Below are 19,971 nucleotides of genomic sequence, written 5' to 3'. Positions count from 1 at the left end.
TACCTTTTATTTTTTAGAATATTTACGTTTTCGTAATAACAAGAAGATAGCTGCTAGTAGAGCAACAAAAACTAATGGTATCATTACATTGATTAATTGCCATTGTAATCGATCATTATACGTTTTTTGGACATCTAAAAATGGAATAATGATATCCTTATTCCTTAAGGAAATCAAACCTGAATCATCCAACAAGTAATTAATAGTATTCATTAAAAACTCCTTATTACCAAAACTCATTCCCGTTTTTATATCATATCCTAATTCTTGAACCTGTCCAGCAATTATTTGATTTTTCATTATATCACCGTCAGAGATAAGAACTAATGCACCAGATCTCCCATAGTCCAAATGTTCTTTCAACATAATAGGTTTCACTCTATTTTTATAAGCACTTTTGAAATTTCCTTGAGCTAGAACTGCTAGCGGCTGTTGAGTTGAATTGAATGCCTGGGAATTAATAGGCTTTTCTATTTCATTTAAACTCACAGCAGCAGGTAGCGTGACTAGTTGAGTAGCTTTTGAAGTGGTTAATAAAACCGTTTTCTCGATATCATTTTTTAGGGTATCAATAGTTCCAGCATATTCAAACTTTACATCCTCAAGATTTTTTATAATTGATTGAGCTGTTTGAGTCGTATCTGTCGTAGAATTTGAAACAGGATAATAAGGCCATGGGAACGCTTCATACTGAGTATTTCTACCTTGACCTACTGCTAGCGCTATAGGTGCAAACTTTTCATCACGAACTAACCCAGTTTTTAATCGCAATCCATAACTAAATAGCATTTCGTCAATATTGAGAGACCTAGGAAGAGCATACGCTTTAGCTTGTGAATTGCTTAGGCTGTCATCCTCCATAATGATCGGGTCTACAGCCATAAGCATTTTTCCGCCATCTATTAAATATTGATCTAGTATATATTTTTTTATTTCACTGTAAGGTTTAGTAGGTTTAGGAGCAACCACCAGATCGAATTTTTTAAGACTATTTAATACCTTTTGTGGTTGGACACTATCATTGTCATTTAAAAATTCAATAGCATAAGGTGCTGCCTTGTAGTACGATTGAATAGACTGTAAAAAATCTTGTAGTTGCCTGTCAGTTAGATTACCACTATCACGTAAAACGGCTATCGTTTTTGACTTTTTGGTTGAAACTCTTTTAAGGGCATCTATCAATTGATATTCTAACTGTTGAATACTGGAGTTTACACGATCTTCTGCACTTGCACCAGCTACCGATTTTAATAATGGAGTTACCACTTGTTTTTCATTATAATAAAACTTGGCATAAGGAAATAAAAGTACTTTGGTATTTTTACCAGCTTCCTGCACACTTGCAACTGCTGGTTTCATACCTTCTTGTGCTAGTTGGGCCGCAACTCTATCTGTTTCATTTTGATTCAAGTCGGCTATCGGATTAATAAACTCGAATTTTACATTTGAATTGATGTTAGACAATTCTTCTAGTAATTGCCTGGTTTCTAATTTCAATTTTCTAAATTCAGCCGGTAGATCACCATCTAAAAGAACTTGAACATACATAGCTTGGTCAATTCTTGTAAGCAGCTCTTTGGATTGCTTTGATAAAGTAAATCTTTTATCTTTAGTAAGGTCTAACCTTTCATGATATAAAGAATTTAGTATTATTAATCCTACTATTATCAAACTAGGCCACAGTATATGTTTTAATCTGGATTTCATATTACTTCCTCTTACGTTTTAGGGTTAATATGTTTTCGCTTAAAGCGAAAAAGAACACACAAATTACTATGAAGTAAGTTACATCTCGAGTGTCTAGAACGCCTCTGGAAAGGCTAGAATAATGATATTTCATACCTAATGACTCTACAAAATCATTACTAGATAACTGACTAGCTAATCCTTCAAATCCGAAATACATAACAAAACTTAATACTGCAGCTAGAAGAAATGCTATTATTTGATTACTGGTTAAACTACTTGCAAATAATCCTATCGAAACATAGCTAGCTGCTAATAGTAAAGCTCCTAGATAGCTACCTAAAACACTTCCTAAATCAATATTAAATTGCGGATTACCTAACCATCCTAAACTTAGGATATACAAAATGGTAGGAACAAGCGCTACTAAAATCATTAGAAAGGAAGCCATAAACTTACCACCGATTATTGCTCGCATGCTTAATGGACTAGTATATAGCATTTCCATTGTTCCTAATTGAAGCTCAGTTGTAAAACTGCGCATAGTTATGGCTGGAATTAAAAACAAAAACAACCAAGGTAATAAACTAAAAAATGGTGAAGCATCAGCAAATCCGTAGTCCAACAAATTAAACTCTCCTCGAAATACGAATAATACCAATCCTAAGATCAATAAAAACAACCCTATTATCAAGTAACCAGTGATGGACGAAAAGTATCCATTCCATTCCTTTATAAAGATAGCTCTCATGACAAACTTACTTTTTTAAGCACTGAATATGCAGTTGGAGGCTGGGCAAACATTTCTTTTGTTTTAGGCCAAACTTCCTTAAATAACGTAGATTTCCTGTATTTATTTAAACACTCTTCTGAATCCCAATAACTGTAAGTAAAAAATCTTTCAGGCTCATTTATATCCTGATATAATTCTAAAAAGGTACAACCTTCTTGATTACATATTTGTTCTTTATAATGATCAAACATGGTTTGGAAGCTAGAAATATGTTTTTCTTCAAAAACCATCTGAACGATGCGTACTATCATGATTCAAATTGTATTGTTACTGGTGCGTTAATTTCTAAACCAAAAAGACTGCTAGCACTACCTACTGTGAGCGGATTACTTTTATAGGTAGCTAGTTCTAGGTATCCTGAATTATTAAAGAGCGCTAGCCCTTTACCATCTGGTTTATTCGATTTTCCGTTCTCATCATATTTGACGATTTCAGAGTATCGATTATAAATTCTAATAAATTTTTGATCGCGTGCTTGTAGAATAAAGTTCCTACCCTTTCCATAACTTTCAAATACGTCACGAGATATGTTTGTGATGGCATTACCGTAATTATCTATAAATATCACTTTGCCCTTATACTTGTACTATCATTAGATAGAATAGGAAGAATTCCAGGTAAGCTTTTAAGCTCAGTTATTGGTTCTCCTATTACTTCCAAAGTACCACCTCGTTTAATGTGACAGGCTACCTGAACAAAGGCATCCAAAACCGTAAAATTGGAATAAATTCTATCGTGAATATTTATTACTACCGCTTTTGTTGGTCTAAACTTCTGTAAGATGAACGATAGAACCCCATTGTCTGCACATACGAAATAATGATCATCTAATAGAGCTGCGATGTGAGGACTCTCAGGAGTATGCTCTGCATCTACTCCAATTACATGTACAGTACCTTTTGGGAACTGTGAGTAACTCGTATAAATCATAAATGCAGCCTCGTCAACACTAAATGGAGTAACATCGTGGGATATATCTACAATACGTGCATCAGGAAATTGAGAATAAATAGCCCCTTTAACAGCTCCTGCATAAGGATCTTTATATCCGAAATCTGTAGTCAAGGTTATAATGGGCATAGGTTAGTGAGATGTAGCTGCGTTTAATTGATAATATTTTAAACTTAAACTAAGGTCAGTTTCAAGAAATATGTGTAATTTTCCTAAAGCTTAATTCAATAACAAAGCTATAAAATTAATCACGCAATAGCTTATAAAACTGAATACATTTGAACGAACTTATAATTGATCTCTCCGAAACTAATCCATCTGACTTTTTTGGTGTCAAAAACAAGAATCTTTCTTTTTTAAAAAGGCATTTTCCAAAACTTAAAATAGTTGCACGTGGCGGCACTATGAAAGTTTATGGTGACGAAGAACAGTTAGAGGAGTTTGACAAGCGCATGGAGATGTTGTTAACTCATTTTTCCAGATATAATGCGATTGATGAAAATGTGATTGAAAGATTACTAATGACTGATGGCGCTAGCGATTATAAGTCAGAAAAAATTGATGATGTGTTGGTTCACGGTAATCGTGGATTACTAATTAAACCAAAAACAGATAATCAAAGAAAGCTTGTTGATCTATGTAAAAAGAACGATCTAGTTTTTGCAATTGGTCCAGCGGGAACTGGAAAAACATATATAGGTGTTGCAATGGCTGTCAAAGCTTTAAAAGAAAAACAAGTAAAGCGCATTATTATAACAAGACCAGCCGTTGAGGCTGGAGAGAATTTAGGTTTCTTACCTGGTGATCTCAAAGAGAAGTTAGATCCCTATATGCAGCCTATCTATGATGCGTTACGCGATATGATTCCTAATGAAAAATTAGGTTCACTTATTGAAAAAGGAACCATTCAAATTGCACCGTTAGCTTTCATGCGAGGTAGAACTTTGGACAATGCATATGTTATCCTAGACGAAGCTCAAAATACAACTCATGCACAAATGAAAATGTTTTTAACTAGAATGGGTAAAAACGCAAAATTCTTTGTGACTGGTGATCCTGGACAGATTGATTTACCTAGACGTGTCATATCAGGTCTTAAAGAAGCATTATTAATTCTTAAAGAAACTGAAGGAGTAGGAATGATGTATCTGGACGATAAAGATGTCGTAAGGCACCGATTAGTGAAAAAGGTGATTGAAGCTTATAAACATATTGAAAATCGCAATTAAGATTTCAATACAGTTCTTAAGTCGTAATCAGCAAATTTTTTCATGTAAGCCTTAACTGAACTTCCATAGGCGTCTTTATTATTACGTCTACCTTTAGTTCTAAAAAAACGCTTTACTCCACCAGGTCCAGATAAATGCGCTGCGGCCAGTGCTCCACTTGTTGTAACCTTTACTCCAGCGATCTCTTTACCTTCATATTCCTCAAGAAAATCTTTCAAAACTTTATAGTTATAGTTTAGATTCTTGACAAATATTTTTTCTTGAAGAGATGGTGAGTTCAAAAAGTATAAAGTATCATTCACACCTAATTGCTCGAGTGTAGATTTTCCAAATTGATATTTACCTAAGTACCCTAAGGAATTTACCTTATGATATTTACCTTGTGACTCTTTAAATGCCAGCGCAGTTCTGAATGCATCAAATCCTCTTTCACTCTCAATTGGGAAAGAAGTCACCTTTGCTTTTTTTACAGAATGCTTAGGTCCCATGGTATGAAAACCATAAGCTATAAATTGTTGCGGCTCTCGATTGACTGCAATTTTGGTTTCTTTATCCAGTAGGTTTGCTCCTACATTACTCATTGTCATGAGTGATATTCCTATTATTAAGGAATACATTAACACATTTAATAAACGTGTATTCATAAAATTTGATTTCGGTATGTTACTGTCACCCCTTACCTATTTCGCGGTACAAATTTACGACTATATTTAGATTAAAAGTTAAATACTTCATAAACAGATTTTTAAGTGTGTTACTTATTGTTAATAAAAGCAAGTATTTACATCATATTTATAGCCCTTACATTCAGTGTTATCAGTAGTTTCCCAACATTTCAATGAATTAATGTGTAGAATTTTACACTGAAAAAGATTCCTGTAAAAAACAAAATAAATTTATTCACAAACCATTATCGCAAACGTTGTAGTTGTCTTATTTTTGCAAAAATTAAAACTAAACCTTTTTTCCATGAGCCAAATGGACACCTACGAGAAAGAAATTGCTTTTCAAACAGACCGACGTCGTGCCGCTGTAGCCTTCATTAAAGCTGTTAGTGATTTATGGTATGACAAATCAATTGAGTTAGTACTTTTCCGTAATCAACTAATCGATCGTAACGTGAGCGAAATCATCAACTTACATGAGTATGCTGGTGAATTTGTTCAAAAACCTATCTCGGTATTTGATAGTGTTGAAATTGCGCAAGCAATTTTACAGCTTAATTTACCACCTGCCAAAGTAGATATAGGCAAGCTTACCTACGAGTATCATCTTGAAGATAATGAAATACAAGATGCTACTAGTTTTGTTGCAAAAAAATTAGGAGACGCTCAAAATCAAGATAACATCACACCAAAAGATGTTGTTCTTTACGGTTTTGGTAGAATAGGTAGATTACTTGCCCGTGAATTAATGACCAAAGCAGGTAAAGGAAGCCAGTTGCGCCTTAGAGCTATTGTTACTCGTGGAGAAATATCTCAAAGTGTTCTAGAAAAAAGAGCCTCTCTTCTTGCACAAGACAGTGTGCATGGTGATTTTTCTGGTACGGTAAGTTATAGTGTAGAAAATAAAGCTCTTATCATTAATGGAACAACCGTTAACATGATAAGTGCCAATGCTCCAGAAGATATTGATTATACAGAATACGGTATAAACGATGCTTTAATAATTGACAACACAGGAGCTTTCAGAGATGATGAAGCCTTAGCACGTCATCTAAAGGCAAAAGGAGCTCACAAAGTTTTACTTACTGCTCCAGGTAAAGGAATACCAAATATTGTTCATGGTGTGAATCACCTAGAAAACAATCCTGATGAAATAGACATTTTCTCAGCGGCAAGTTGTACAACAAATTCTATTACACCTGTTTTAAAAGCAGTGGAAGATAGCTTTGGAGTTGTAAAAGGACACCTTGAAACCATTCATGCTTATACTAACGATCAAAACCTTGTAGATAATATGCACAAGAAATACCGTCGTGGTAGAGCTGCTGCACTCAATATGGTAATTACTGAAACTGGTGCTGGTAAAGCAGTAAGTAAGGCATTACCTAGTTTTGAAGGTAAATTAACATCAAACGCCATTCGAGTTCCTGTTCCTAATGGTTCCCTTGCTATCCTTAATTTACAACTAGAGAATTCTACAAGCAAAGAGGCCTTAAACGCAACCATGAAGAAATATGCATTAGAAGGTGATCTTGTTGAACAAATAAAATACAGTATTGACAACGAATTAGTATCTAGTGATATAATTGGTTCAAATGCTCCTTCTATTTATGATTCAAACGCAACAATAGTTGATGATTCTGGGAAGAATGCTGTTCTATACGTATGGTATGACAATGAATATGGATATAGTCACCAAGTTATAAGACTGGCTAAATACATTGCAAAAGTTAGAAGATTTACTTACTATTAGTAGATTAGAAGCTATTATGAATAAAGCCCAACTTATTAGTTGGGCTTTTTGCTTTTAAATATCTGAGCTGCTCTGGTATAACCACCTTGATCGCCATCGACAAAATGCACATGATAATCATCAAGCGCAGTTACAAAACAAGAAAGTACACTTGTATTACTTACATGATAACCAAAAGTAATTTGTCCACTTTCTTTTAGTTGTTCCAGTTTTTTTAATAGTTTCTCACGCTGGATAGAGCTTCCAGTAATAACAGTATTAATTGAACCATCAATCATCAATGATTCGGTATGTAGGGATAGTTCATTTAAATACCGTTGTCCTTCTTTACTATTTTTTAAATAAAATTTGCCTATCAAAATTCTCATGATAGACTTTGTCATTTCTAACCAACTCATCGAAGAAAACTTCATCAAAACTTCATCTTTCAATTGTTTAAGATTGTCTACCATATTAAGTCTTTCTGGAATAATAGGATGCCTCATACCATATTCACCATAAATTTCGTCTAGTAATCGTAATACGTTACTGTATATGTCACTTTGCCACTCAGTTTTGGTAGCATTAATGATTAAAGTTAAAATCTCATTATTGGTTTGTGGTGGCTCAATTTTATCCCATTTACATTCCATCCCGTTAAGATTAAGATTAAAGGGAAATGAAGATAATTGGATTTCACGGTTATCCTTCTTAATACTTTTCTCTGCGATTTGAAGAGCATCTCCTAGGACAATTGGAGAAACATGCAACTCATTCAATCTTACTTTAGTAATCTTAAGAACTGCTCCTTGATTATATAATTCTTTAAGCGGCCTAGAATCAACTCTTAGAAAGAAATCAAAATTGTCCTTACAATTCTGTTGGTGTAAAACAAGCGCATGCAAACATTCGTCTAGTAATGGCTCGGGAACCATAATAGTAGCACCATCGCCGCCAAAGAAAAAGGGAATTGAAATTTCACGCTCTCTAGAAATATTAAGGCATGCCACAATGCAACCAGTGGCGGCTAGGTTAACCAATTGATGTTTTCCGGCTGCTACGGCTGCCGATGAGTTTTGGACATCAGTCACTATAATATGCCAGCTTTCTGGCACAATCTCAAATAAAGATTCATCTGCCAGCACATCATGAACAGCGTCATAATAAACATATAGATTTTTATAAAAATCAACATCAGCCATAATCAAACCTAACTCTTTTTCTCTAAAATGAAATTAAAAAACATGATAAAAGCGACTGGATACATACCGTTGTTGATAAAAGAACTACTCACAAAGCTATTCTTAACAATAACTTCATACTAAGGATTTTACCTTTGCAGCATAATTCCCTCTTTATGAAATATATATACACACTGTTTGTGTTTTGTTTCGCTTTCGCGAAAGCGTACTCACAAGTAGTTATCAATGAACTTGATACAGATACTCCAGGCACAGATAACATGGAGTTTGTGGAGCTTAAAACAGACAATCCATTTCAATCATTAAATGGTTATGTATTGGTGTTTTTTAACGGAAGTACTAGCACCTCTAGCGGTCAAGGAAGAAGTTATTATACCGTTGATCTAGATGGATTAACTACCGACAACAATGGATTAATAGTTCTAGGTAGTTCTCAAGTATCACCAGTTCCAGATAGATTACTAGCAGAATCAAACATACAAAATGGAGCTGATGCAGTGGCTATTTATCTTGGTGATGACACGGATTGGCCAGATCGTACTTTTGCCAATCAGACCAATTTGATAGACGCATTAGTTTATGAAACAGATGATGCTCTTAATCAGAATTTACTTAATTTACTGGGTGAAACCGTGCAGTATAATGAAAATGAGAATGGTAATAAGCTGTCAGAATCTATTCAACGTAAAGCCGATGGAACCTTTGAAGTAAAAACTAGCACACCTCATTCCCTTAATGATACGACCACACCTAGTTATACTGGTGTAAGTTATACCACTAGTAGTGCATCTGTCGATGAAGGTTCGTCTGTTGATATCACTTTTACTCTTACTCAAGCATCGAGTACCTCATTTACTCTTAATTATAGTTTAAATAACGCAGGTTTTGATACCAGCGATTATACAGGAGTTACACAAGTAACCTTTGCGCCTGGTGTAACTTCTATAACAGAAAGTTTTACCATAATAGATGATGTTGTTGATGAAGGTGATGAATTCATGCGTATTAATATTCAAAATAGTCTGCCTGTAGGTTTCAAAAGGTTGAAGGATAATGAAACTGTATTGATAGTTGACAATGATTTTCAAATAGCAAATTACGGTACACCACTTCAACCTACATATGGTATAGTTAATAGCACCGCACCTTCAAATTATTATGATAGTTTAAATAATTTATCAGGAAACACTCTTGAAACAGCTATTACTAATTTAATCGCAGATGAGAATACCGTACGTATTCACACTTACGATGACACCATAGAAATTTTAAAACAAGCGGATGTTTCTCCACTTAATTCTAATAAAGTGTGGTTACTATATTCTGAAGAGGATCGCAGTGATATTTTGTTTCAAACAGGAAGTAGTAATGTAGGTAGGTGGAATAGAGAACATATTTACCCAAGATCTAGAGGCGGCTTTTTTGAAATTGAGTATGATGAGACCATCGACGGTATGTCTGCCTGGACTCCTACTAATGCGGACAGTTTAAGACATGGTCAAAGCGACGCTCACCATTTAAGAGCTACAGACGGACCAGAGAACAGTCAACGTGGTAATAAAGACTATCCTGAATATGATGGTCCTAGCGGTTCACAAGGCAGTTGGCATGGTGATGTAGCTAGAGCCATTTTCTACATGACGCTACGTTATAATGGGTTAGACGTAGTAAATGGAAATCCTAGTAATTCTACCAGTGGTCAAATAGGCGATCTTGCAACTTTACTGCAGTGGCATCGTAATGATCCACCAGATGATTTTGAAATGAACAGAAATAACATAGTCTACAACTGGCAATTCAATCGTAATCCGTTTATAGATTTACCCGATCTAGTTGAATACATATGGGGTAATCAATCTGGTCAAACGTATTTATTGAGCGAGGATGAGGTCAGTTTTAATGAGTACATTATTTATCCTAATCCATCACAAAATAGTTTCCTAATTCAAACTACTACACCTATTAAGGAAGTTGCTATTTATGATGGTACTGGAAGATGGATACAAAATAAAACTGTAGACAACAATTCTACTATTAATCATAACTTACAAGCTGGAGTTTATTATTTAAAAATCACATCTACCCAAGGAAACACCAGCACTATTAAACACATAGTAAAATAGACTAATCTTAGGTTATAAGATAAAAAGGCTCTTGAATGATCAAGAGCCTTTTTAATATCAGTTTAAATGGAATTATTAATCCCACTTAGATCCAAAGAAATTTGATCGCCCCTTTTTCTTTGATTTTCCTTTACTACCATTTCCTTTTCTTTTACTTGGGAATTCAACTACCTTATCATCTTTATTGGGTCTAGATCCTGACTTTTCAAAGTCTGATCTCTTTGAGCGTCCTTTAAAAGAACCATTATCGTTTTCACGCTTCTTCCCACCGCGACCGCGATTTCTATCACGACCACCGCTACGACCTCTATCTCTAGATCTTCTTACCTCACCTTTGTGTTCATTGCATCGTAATTCACGTCCATCGCGTTGTGCTCCATCTAGAACTTTCATAAGTGGAGCAACTTCTTCACTTACGTCAATAAATGAATGTGCACCTTCAACTAGGATTCTGCCTACTTCTTTTCCTTTTATTCCAGTAACATCACAAATAAAACCAAGAATAGCACCTTTATTAACGTCGTCTTTACGACCTAGGTTTAAGAAGAATGTTTTCATCCCTTCTTCCTTACCATTAGTTTTATAACCTCTATCCTTACCAGAATCTCTATCACGTCCCTTGCTGCGATCATTTACATCAGTAATAGAAGAGCGCTTGTAAATACTTTCAAATTCACGGCTCAAGAATTTCATTACCAATTGTTCTTTGGTAATACCTTCAAGGGCTGCCATAACGCCATCTACTGTTTCAACATTCAGTTTCTTGTGTAGATCTTGAACAATAAGCTGTTCTGTCCAACGATTAATACGCTTATCGGCTATGTCTTCAATCTTTGGAATTTCACCCTTCTCAAAGTTTATTCCCAATTTACGTTCTAGAAATTTAAGTTTACGAGTATCTCCTTTGGTAACAAAGGCCATGGAAACACCCTTTTTACCAGCACGTGCGGTACGACCAGATCGGTGTGTGTAAAATTCTGGATCGTCTGGTAGAGCAAGGTGAATTACATGAGTAATGTCATCAACATCAATTCCTCTTGCAGCAACATCGGTAGCAATAAGAAGGTTTATATTTTTATCTCTAAAGCGCTTCATCGCTGCATCTCGTTGATGTTGCGACATATCACCGTGTAAAGCTTCGGTTGAGTAACCGTTATTATTTAACTGATCGGCTACATTTTGCGTATCGCGTTTTGTTCTACAAAACACTACACCAAACATATCTTGATCATAATCTAACATACGACGCAATCCTTCAATCTTGTCACTTGCTTTAAGTTGTACGTATTCATGAGAAATATTTGTATTTACAATATTCTCACGATTAACCTTAACTTCCTGTGGATTGTTCATGTAGGTATTAACGATTTGCTTGATCTCACGTGCCATAGTAGCACTGAACAACCAAATATTTCTACCCATATCACTCTTAGAAAGGATGTAATCGATATCTTCCTTGAACCCCATGTTAAGCATTTCATCGGCTTCATCAAGCACCATGAATCTTAAGGAATCTAGGCGTACTTCCTTACGTTTCATTAAGTCCATCAAACGACCTGGAGTAGCAACAATTACTTGTGCTCCTCTTCTCAAATCCTTGATTTGACCCATGATATTAGCTCCTCCAAACACGGGTACAATTTTCAACTTACCCAATTTGGAAGACATTAAGTCTAACTGCTTACAAATTTGTTGTGCTAGTTCACGAGTAGGTGCTAGAATAAGCGCCTGTGTATCGTCTGACGATGTGTCCATGAGCTCTAGTAATGGAATACCAAAAGCTGCTGTTTTCCCTGTACCGGTCTGCGCCAGACCTATAAAATCTCCATCATGTTGTAACAAGATGGGAATCGCTTGCTGTTGAATCTCTGTTGGATTCTCAAACCCCATTTCAGCAAGGCCGTCTAATAACGGCTGTGATAGCCCTAAGGCTTCAAAATTTTTCAAATAACTTGTTTTAAATATTTTGCAAAAGTAGTGTTTTAAATTACTATTACGCACACTTATTGATATTTAACTATTAAGAAGGATTTTATATTTAACTTATTGTGCTTTCATACCTTTGCCCTACACTATTAGATATGAAACTTACCATTTTAGGATGTCACAGCGCTACACCTAGAGATAACGCACGACCTACTGCACAAGTATTGGAATTACGAGGCCATCTTTTTTTAATCGATTGTGGAGAAGGAACTCAAATGGCCTTGCGTAAAAACCGAATAAAGTTTGCTCGTATTAAGCACATTTTTATCTCTCATTTGCATGGTGATCATGTCTACGGTCTTATAGGTTTAATTTCTACATTTTGTCTTTTAGGGCGCGAGTCTGATTTGACGATTTATGGACCTAAAGGAATTAAGGAACTTATTCTACTACAATTGCGACTTGCTAAGGTGTATACTAGTTTTGATTTACGCTTTCGCGAAAGCGTAGAAAACAAAGAAACTTTACTATACGAAGATGACCAACTAGCTATACACACCATACCACTAGATCATAGAGTTTTTACGCAAGGATTCTTATTTCAAGAAAAACCAGGCGATAGAAAATTAGATGTCGCAGCCTGTGAAAGCTATGGTATCGATCAAGCTTATTATCGAAAGATAAAACAAGGTTTTGATTTTGTGCTTGATAATGGTGAGGTGATACCTAATGTTGAACTTACTACTGATGGTGATGAGCCAAAGAGCTATGCTTTTTGCAGTGATACAGTTTATAAAGAAGATATTGTTCCACAAATACAAGGAGTAACAGCCTTATACCATGAGAGTACTTTTTTAAAATCTCATGCTCATTTATGTGACAAAACAAAACACTCTACCGCCGAAGAAGCTGCAACTATAGCTCTCAAAGCAAATGTAGGAACCCTTATACTGGGACATTATTCATCAAGATATGGTGACTACAATTTGTTTAAAGAAGAGGCTCAAACTGTTTTTAAGAATAGTGAGCTTGCTCTAGATGGCAAGGTTTTCCAATTTTAACCTCTACGTCGCTCTAATAATATCATCATCATTAAACTGAGCATGACTCTTATTTTGTCATCTTGATCGATCTCTGCTATTTTGTTTAAACTAAACTTGCGACCAAAAAAAGAAGGTTCTTTCACTAGCTCTACTACTGGACTTCCATTTGATACGACCGTTACATCATAAGCTGGATTAAACAAATATCCTGTAAAAAAACCAAGTACAGGAACCTCTCCTAGCAAGCCATCTAAGAAGCGTGTTATTGCACTGCGCTCTTTTATTATATACTGTGGTTGGTTATTTTGATCTACGATATGATACTCTGCCTTCCACATTGAACGCCAGCCTTTACGAGCAACCTTACCAATTACCCTACCGTTGGGATCAATCATGGAATAAGCTGTACTCCAATCCAACCATTTGTCTGCCTTTATGTTATAAAGAATTTGCGTTCTACTCTCATCGGTATAAACATTGACCGATTCTTTGAGCTTAAACATTTTTTGTCTTACATAAGCGACTGTTTTGCCAGTAGCATCTGTAGCGACAAAATCATTACTTATGGTCGAGATTTTGAACTTAAAATTTATAGGGAATTGGATGTTCTGCATGATCTGGTTTTTTGATTGTGATTGAGTTTTTTGATTAACTTTCTAATTAATCTTTAACCACTTCTAATTTAGCAAATCTTAGGAGTAACTTTTTAATACCACCTATTTTAAAATTAATTTCAGCTTTTTTCTCGCCACCAGCTCCTTCAATGTTTAAAATCTCACCACGACCAAATCGGGCGTGCTCCACTAAAACTCCTGGTTGTAGAGCGCCTAGATCATTAATAGGCACTGCTTTATTAGATGCGCTAGCAACTGGACGCAGTTTTCTCAACTTTCTTAATTGTTCTGGACTAGGATTGTTAACACTAGGTGGCGTACCGTTTTTGGGTTTTGATTGACGTAATTTTGACTTATCTGGTTCATCCCACAGATGATCGCTAAGTGCACTTTTAAAACGATAATCATCAGGTGGTGTGGTGTATTCTAAATATTTATCATCAATGTCGGTTAGAAAACGACTAGGTTCTGCATCAACTAATTTTCCCCATCTATATCTACTTAATGTGTATGTGAGGTAAGCTTGATGTTCGGCACGAGTTAAAGCTACATAGAATAAGCGTCGTTCTTCCTCTAATTCTTCTCTGGTATTCATACTCATAGCACTAGGGAATAGATCTTCTTCCATACCAACGATGTATAAATAGGGAAACTCTAAACCTTTTGATAAGTGAATCGTCATAAGAGATACTCTATTTGTATCACCTTTATCATTATCCAGGTCTGTTGCCAGCGCCACATCTTCTAGAAATTCTGCAAGAGATCCACGCGCTTCATCGACTTCTTTTTGTCCTTCGACAAAATCACGCATACCATTAAGCAATTCTTCTATATTTTCTATCCTAGAAATACCTTCTTGAGTACCATCTTTCTTAAGCTCGGTCAGATAGGCACTTTTTTTAATAACATGTTCGGTTAATTCAAAAACATTGCTCGTCTCTTCCATTACTTGGAAACTTTTAATCATGGTAGCAAAGTTTTTTAACTTGGTTCTAGTTCCTGTATGAATACCAGCTCCTATTTGATCAATATTTTCTATAATTTCAAAGAGACTGCGACCATAATTTTTTGCAGCAACTACAATTTTATCCATTGTAGTTGCTCCTATACCTCGAGCAGGATAATTGATTATGCGTTTAAGAGCTTCTTCATCTTTTGGATTAACGATTACTCGTAAATAAGCTAGTACGTCCTTAACTTCTTTACGTTGATAGAAGCTTAAACCTCCATAGATTCTATAAGGAATATCTTTTTTACGCAGTGCATCTTCTATTGCTCTAGATTGAGCATTTGTCCTATATAGAATTGCAAATTGATCGTTATCTAATTGATGTTGCATCTTGTTTTCAAAGATGGAACTCGCAACGTAACGACCTTCTTCGGCATCACTCATTAATCGGTGTACGATGATTTTAGGACCATCTGAATTTGCGGTCCATACCACCTTATCCAATTTCGTTTTATTGTGTTCAATTACCGAGTTTGCAGCTTCCACAATATTCTTAGTTGAACGATAATTTTGTTCAAGTCGATAAGCTTTTACATCATCATAATCACGTTGAAAATTCAGAATGTTATTAATATTTGCACCTCTAAAGGCATAGATGGATTGAGCGTCATCACCAACTACACAAATATTTTGATACTTATCAGAAAGGGCCTTTACTATCAAGTACTGTGAATGGTTGGTATCTTGATACTCGTCTACCAGAATATATTTAAATCGTTCTTGATATTTGGCTAAGACTTGTGGAAACCTATTCAATAATTCATTTGTCTTAAGTAACAGATCATCAAAGTCCATGGCTCCTGCTTTAAAACAGCGCTCAACATATTCTTTATAAATATCTCCAAACCTAGGTCGACGTGCCATCGCATCGGCCTCTTGAAGATCGGCGTCATTAAAATAAGCTCTTACAGTTATAAGGCTGTTTTTAAGTGAAGAAATTCTATTTTGAATTTGTTTGTATTTATAAACCTCCTTATCCAGTCCCATCTCTTTAATGATAGCACTTACTAATCTTTGAGAGTCTTGAGAATCGTATATGGTAAAATTTGATGGATATCCTAATTTATCTGCTTCCATTCTAAGCAGTCGAGCAAATACAGAGTGAAAAGTACCCATCCACAAGTTTTTTGCCTCACTTTGTCCAACTATATCAGCGATACGAGTTTTCATTTCTCGTGCTGCCTTATTAGTAAAGGTTAAAGCCAGAATATTAAATGCGTCAACACCTTGCTGCATAAGATAGGCTATTCGTAAAGTAAGTACACGCGTTTTTCCTGAACCTGCACCAGCAATTACGATCATAGGACCATCTTTTTGCAAAACTGGTAATCGCTGTGCATCATTGAGTTGTGATATATAATCCTCCACTTAGTATCTTTTTCTAGAACGGTTCAAGATACGAGTTGAAGGTTGATTTTAAAACCTATCTTTTAAAATTTTATACACGTTAACAACTGTAAAATCAGAGTAGCTTTTTGAATTCTTTTTTAATAATAACTTACTGCATCAAATTGAAGATACTAATTCATGAGAAAGGGTATTATAAAAAAACCGCTCTAAGAAAAGAGCGGTCTTTCAACATTACATTACTATTACTAAAACTTAATTATCCAGTTACCATTTTAATTACCTCAACATCTACTTGTGGCGACTCAAATTGATTACTGGTATTTTTTTCTCCACTAGCCTTAAGAGCCTTATCTCCAGCAAAAAATGTTTTATGATCATCTCCAAGATCAGATCCTGCCATACGTTGATGCTTCACACAACTTACCCCTTTTCTAATTTCTTGACGTTGAACATTTTCAACATAGGCAAGCATTCCTTGAGAACCAAAATAATCTCGAGCGAGATCATTCATGTGTAACGCAGTGGTATGATAGGTAGGCAAAGTTATGAGATGGTGAAAAATTCCCGCTTGTAATGCAGCATCACGTTGGAAGGTTTTAATATTTTGATCTGCTATCTCGGCCAATTCCGTATTATCATATCGTTCATCCATAAGATAATCACGATTGTATAGTGTTATATTTTCACCATTGGCCAGCATTTGGTCATAAGCTTGTTGCCTGAAATTCAATGTCCAGTTGAAAGATGGCGAATTGTTATAAACCAATTTTGCATTTGGTACAACCTCACGCACACGCTGTACCATATGGGCTATTTGCTTCACGTTAGGTGTAGGTGTTTCAATCCATAACAAATCTGCACCGTTTTGTAAACTCGTGATACAGTCTAATACTACTCTATCAATATTAGTCCCATCCTTGAACTTATACAGGCCATTTGCAAGTCTAATAGGGCGTACTAATTTACCATCTCGCTTAAGCAACACATCGTCGTTATTTGCTTCATCTAGGGTTACTTCTTCAGTATCTACAAATGATAAGTATTGAGAAGCAAGATCACCAGGTTGTTGAGAAACTGGTAATTTTTGAGTAAGTCCTGCTCCTTCTGAATCTGTACGAGCAACGATTACTCCTTGATCTACACCTAGTTCTAAAAACGCATAACGTATTGCTTGTAATTTTGCCACAAAGTCCTCATGAGGAACAGTTACCTTACCATCCTGATGACCACATTGTTTAGCGTCAGAAACTTGGTTTTCAATTTGAATAGCACAGGCACCAGCTTGTATCATTTTTTTTGCCAATAAGTATGTAGCTTCCTCATTTCCAAAACCAGCATCAACATCAGCAATAATAGGAACCACGTGAGATTCAAAATTTTCTATCTTGTTTATAACATCTTCTCCATTTTCTAATCTTTTGAATAGATCATTAAGTTCAACGGCATCAGCCTGTTTGAGAAAATCATATATTTCTTCAATGAGTGCAGGAACTGCTGTTTTTTCATGCATGGATTGATCAGGCAATGGTCCAAATTCTGACCTTAATGCCGCGACCATCCAACCTGATAAATACAAATAGCGTTTTTGAGTTGTTTGATGATGCTTTTTTACGGCGATCATTTTTTGTTGCGCCACAAATCCGTGCCAGCAACCTAATGACTGGGTATACTTTTCTGGATTTTCATCATATTCTGCCATGTCTTTTCTCATAATCGCAGCAGTATATTTTGCAATATCCAATCCAGTTTTAAAACGATTTTGTACACTCATTCTTGCAGCATATTCTGGTTGAATTTGATCCCAAGAGTTACCGTATTGTTTTTTAATTGTTGCACTTTTTCTAATACAGTTGTGTAGGTACTTTGTGCGCTAGTTTTCATAATTTTGCTATTAGTAAATTAATTTTGCTTGAATCCTGTAGATTGTTGCCGCAATCGCAGGATTTTTTTATATAAATTGATATGCTGGTAAAGTCAAAAACTCTTCAAAATCTGGATTCTCCACCAGCTGTGTATAAATTTCGATTGCTTTATCTAATCGGTTATTCGGTATTTTACTGAATATCTCTTTGAGTTTATTTACCTCATCACCAAAAAGCTCGGTATACAATGTTTTATTTAAAACACGATGATCATCTAATCGAACTTCATTTTTAAGCCATTGCCACAATTGTGTCCTTGAAATTTCGGCAGTTGCAGCATCTTCCATTAGATTATAAAGTGCTACTGCGCCGTGACCTCTCAACCATGCCTCAGTATATAGAATACCTACATTGATGTTTTTACGCACTCCTTTTTCTGTTACTGATCCTTTAGGCAACTCAACTAAGTCTGCTTCATTTATCGTAAGGTCTTCAAGTAGGCGATCTAATTGATTTTCCTTAGGCATGTGCTTATCAAACTCATCCATTGCTATTTGTACTAGCGCAGGATGTGCAACCCAGGTACCATCATGACCGTTTTTAACCTCGCGTTCCTTATCCTTACGCACCTTTTCTAGTGCAGCTGCATTTGCCTCGTCATCATTCTTAATAGGAATTTGAGCAGCCATACCACCTATAGCTAGAATACCTCGTTTATGACATCTTTGAATAACTAATTTTGAATAGGCATCCATTAATGGAGATGTCATGGTAACCTGATCGCGATTTGGAACTATAAAGTCTTTATGATTTCTAAATTTTTGATATATGAAAAAATATAATCCCATCGACCACAATTCAATCCTACTATATGATCACGTAATTCGTAAATAATTTCATCTAATTGAAAGCTCGCCGTAATAGTCTCTACCAACACTGTAGCTTTAAAAGTTCCAAGTGGTACTTCTAGGTACGCTTCCGCGAAAGCGAACACATCATTCCACCATGTGGCCTCTTCATAATGCTCAAGTTTAGGTAAATAGAAATAAGGTGCACTACCCATTTTCAGAAGCACTTGCGTATTGTGAAAAACGTATAGGCCAAAATCAATAAGACTACCAGATGAAATCTGATCTCCAAACATCAAATTACGCTCCTCTAGGTGCAGTCCACGCGGACGTACAAGAAGAACTGCGGGACATTCATTGAGGTTATAAGATTTACCAGTTTTAGGATGTGTGTATGAAATAGTCCTTTGATTGGCATCCCTAAGATTTTGTTGTCCTTGCATGTTGTTGTCCCATGTAGGAGAATTACTGTCCTCTAAATCTGCCATAAAGGTGCGCGCTCCAGAATTAAGAGCATTTATAATCATTTTTCTATCCACAGGACCTGTAATCTCCACACGTCTATCTCTTAAATCACTGGGAATAGTTCCTGCTCTCCAGTCAGAATTTCTAATGTGGGAAGTTTCCTGAGGAAAGGATGGAAAATTACCTTTATTAAAATATTCCTGTGTGGCTTTTCTTTTATCAAGCAGTTCTATACGTCTTTCATTGAATCGGTGATGAAGCACCGATAAGAAATCTAAAGCTTCATCGGTTAAAACATCATTATAATGATTAGTAACCTGAGGATCAAAAGATACTGCCGGAGCTTGAGCTATTAAATTTGTCATGTCTTGTAGATTTGATTCCAAAACTATATCAAAGAATTTTATAAAACAAGCGAACGTTCGCTAAATATGAATATTTTCTATTAACATCTTATTCTCAAAATGATTATT

General features: G+C 35.5%; 14 protein-coding genes and 2 pseudogenes. 4 read left to right on the top strand and 12 right to left on the bottom strand.

What is annotated here, in order from left to right; all coding sequences use genetic code 11:
• Window positions 1-6: 6 nt before the first annotated feature.
• Genes gldG through BST93_RS14635 form a run of 5 tightly spaced genes read right to left on the bottom strand, consistent with a single transcriptional unit; the run spans window position 7 to window position 3,559 of the window.
• Window positions 7-1,707: a gliding motility-associated ABC transporter substrate-binding protein GldG gene (gene gldG / locus BST93_RS07675; protein WP_105018698.1), complete on the bottom strand. Its 1,701-nt coding sequence runs from the start codon at window positions 1,705-1,707 to the stop codon at window positions 7-9.
• A 1-nt stretch (window position 1,708) separates the two neighbouring features.
• Window positions 1,709-2,437: a gliding motility-associated ABC transporter permease subunit GldF gene (gldF, locus tag BST93_RS07670; protein WP_085774422.1), complete on the bottom strand. Its 729-nt coding sequence runs from the start codon at window positions 2,435-2,437 to the stop codon at window positions 1,709-1,711.
• Complete coding sequence (locus tag BST93_RS07665) at window positions 2,434-2,730, bottom strand: putative quinol monooxygenase (protein ID WP_105018697.1); 297 nt, start codon at window positions 2,728-2,730, stop codon at window positions 2,434-2,436. Before BST93_RS07665 ends, gldF begins: the two co-directional genes overlap by 4 nt.
• Window positions 2,727-3,047 (bottom strand): SAM hydroxide adenosyltransferase, encoded by a 321-nt coding sequence (locus BST93_RS14640; protein ID WP_308736862.1) that lies wholly within the window; start codon window positions 3,045-3,047, stop codon window positions 2,727-2,729. The genes BST93_RS07665 and BST93_RS14640 overlap by 4 nt, the downstream gene beginning before the upstream one ends.
• On the bottom strand, window positions 3,044-3,559 hold the full coding sequence (locus BST93_RS14635; RefSeq protein ID WP_308736861.1) for an SAM hydrolase/SAM-dependent halogenase family protein: 516 nt from the start codon (window positions 3,557-3,559) through the stop codon (window positions 3,044-3,046). Before BST93_RS14635 ends, BST93_RS14640 begins: the two co-directional genes overlap by 4 nt.
• Window positions 3,560-3,708: 149 nt before the next feature.
• On the opposite strand from BST93_RS14635, the gene BST93_RS07655 reads away from it, so the two are divergent.
• Entirely contained in the window at window positions 3,709-4,659 is a 951-nt protein-coding gene (locus tag BST93_RS07655) for a PhoH family protein (RefSeq protein WP_042278270.1), read from the top strand.
• On the opposite strand, the gene BST93_RS07650 is transcribed toward BST93_RS07655, so the two are convergent.
• Window positions 4,656-5,303 carry a peptidoglycan-binding protein LysM gene (locus BST93_RS07650; protein WP_146104993.1) on the bottom strand — a complete coding sequence of 216 codons (648 nt, stop codon included), beginning with the start codon at window positions 5,301-5,303 and terminating at the stop codon, window positions 4,656-4,658. The two genes, BST93_RS07655 and BST93_RS07650, sit on opposite strands and share 4 nt — an antisense overlap.
• A gap of 325 nt (window positions 5,304-5,628) precedes the next feature.
• On the opposite strand from BST93_RS07650, the gene BST93_RS07645 reads away from it, so the two are divergent.
• On the top strand, window positions 5,629-7,077 hold the full coding sequence (locus tag BST93_RS07645) for a glyceraldehyde-3-phosphate dehydrogenase (RefSeq protein ID WP_105018695.1): 1,449 nt from the start codon (window positions 5,629-5,631) through the stop codon (window positions 7,075-7,077).
• 35 nt (window positions 7,078-7,112) lie between these two features.
• On the opposite strand, the gene BST93_RS07640 is transcribed toward BST93_RS07645, so the two are convergent.
• Complete coding sequence (locus BST93_RS07640) at window positions 7,113-8,258, bottom strand: DUF3095 family protein (RefSeq protein ID WP_105018694.1); 1,146 nt, start codon at window positions 8,256-8,258, stop codon at window positions 7,113-7,115.
• A 155-nt stretch (window positions 8,259-8,413) separates the two neighbouring features.
• On the opposite strand from BST93_RS07640, the gene BST93_RS07635 reads away from it, so the two are divergent.
• Complete coding sequence (locus BST93_RS07635) at window positions 8,414-10,381, top strand: endonuclease (RefSeq protein ID WP_105018693.1); 1,968 nt, start codon at window positions 8,414-8,416, stop codon at window positions 10,379-10,381.
• A gap of 75 nt (window positions 10,382-10,456) precedes the next feature.
• Here BST93_RS07635 and BST93_RS07630 read toward each other — a convergent pair whose 3' ends face one another.
• Entirely contained in the window at window positions 10,457-12,328 is a 1,872-nt protein-coding gene (locus BST93_RS07630) for a DEAD/DEAH box helicase (protein WP_105018692.1), read from the bottom strand.
• Window positions 12,329-12,462: 134 nt separating this feature from the next.
• Between BST93_RS07630 and BST93_RS07625 the strand changes: the two genes are divergently transcribed.
• Window positions 12,463-13,368 carry a ribonuclease Z gene (locus tag BST93_RS07625; protein ID WP_105018691.1) on the top strand — a complete coding sequence of 302 codons (906 nt, stop codon included), beginning with the start codon at window positions 12,463-12,465 and terminating at the stop codon, window positions 13,366-13,368.
• On the opposite strand, the gene BST93_RS07620 is transcribed toward BST93_RS07625, so the two are convergent.
• The 4 genes and pseudogenes from BST93_RS07620 to aceB all read right to left on the bottom strand — a co-directional run bounded on the left by BST93_RS07620 (window position 13,365) and on the right by aceB (window position 19,863).
• Entirely contained in the window at window positions 13,365-13,964 is a 600-nt protein-coding gene (locus BST93_RS07620; protein ID WP_105018690.1) for an LURP-one-related family protein, read from the bottom strand. The genes BST93_RS07625 and BST93_RS07620 overlap by 4 nt on opposite strands.
• Window positions 13,965-14,010: 46 nt before the next feature.
• Window positions 14,011-16,341 carry an ATP-dependent helicase gene (locus BST93_RS07615; protein WP_105018689.1) on the bottom strand — a complete coding sequence of 777 codons (2,331 nt, stop codon included), beginning with the start codon at window positions 16,339-16,341 and terminating at the stop codon, window positions 14,011-14,013.
• 238 nt (window positions 16,342-16,579) lie between these two features.
• Window positions 16,580-18,204 (bottom strand): annotated as a pseudogene (locus BST93_RS07610) (isocitrate lyase).
• Window positions 18,205-18,271: 67 nt separating this feature from the next.
• Window positions 18,272-19,863, bottom strand: a pseudogene (gene aceB / locus BST93_RS07605) (malate synthase A).
• Window positions 19,864-19,971 lie beyond the last annotated feature (108 nt).

Source organism: Nonlabens tegetincola (assembly GCF_002954355.1).
GTDB lineage: Bacteria > Bacteroidota > Bacteroidia > Flavobacteriales > Flavobacteriaceae > Nonlabens > Nonlabens tegetincola.
Note: the sequence above shows the minus strand (reverse complement) of the source record. Positions and strands in the feature narration are given on the sequence as shown.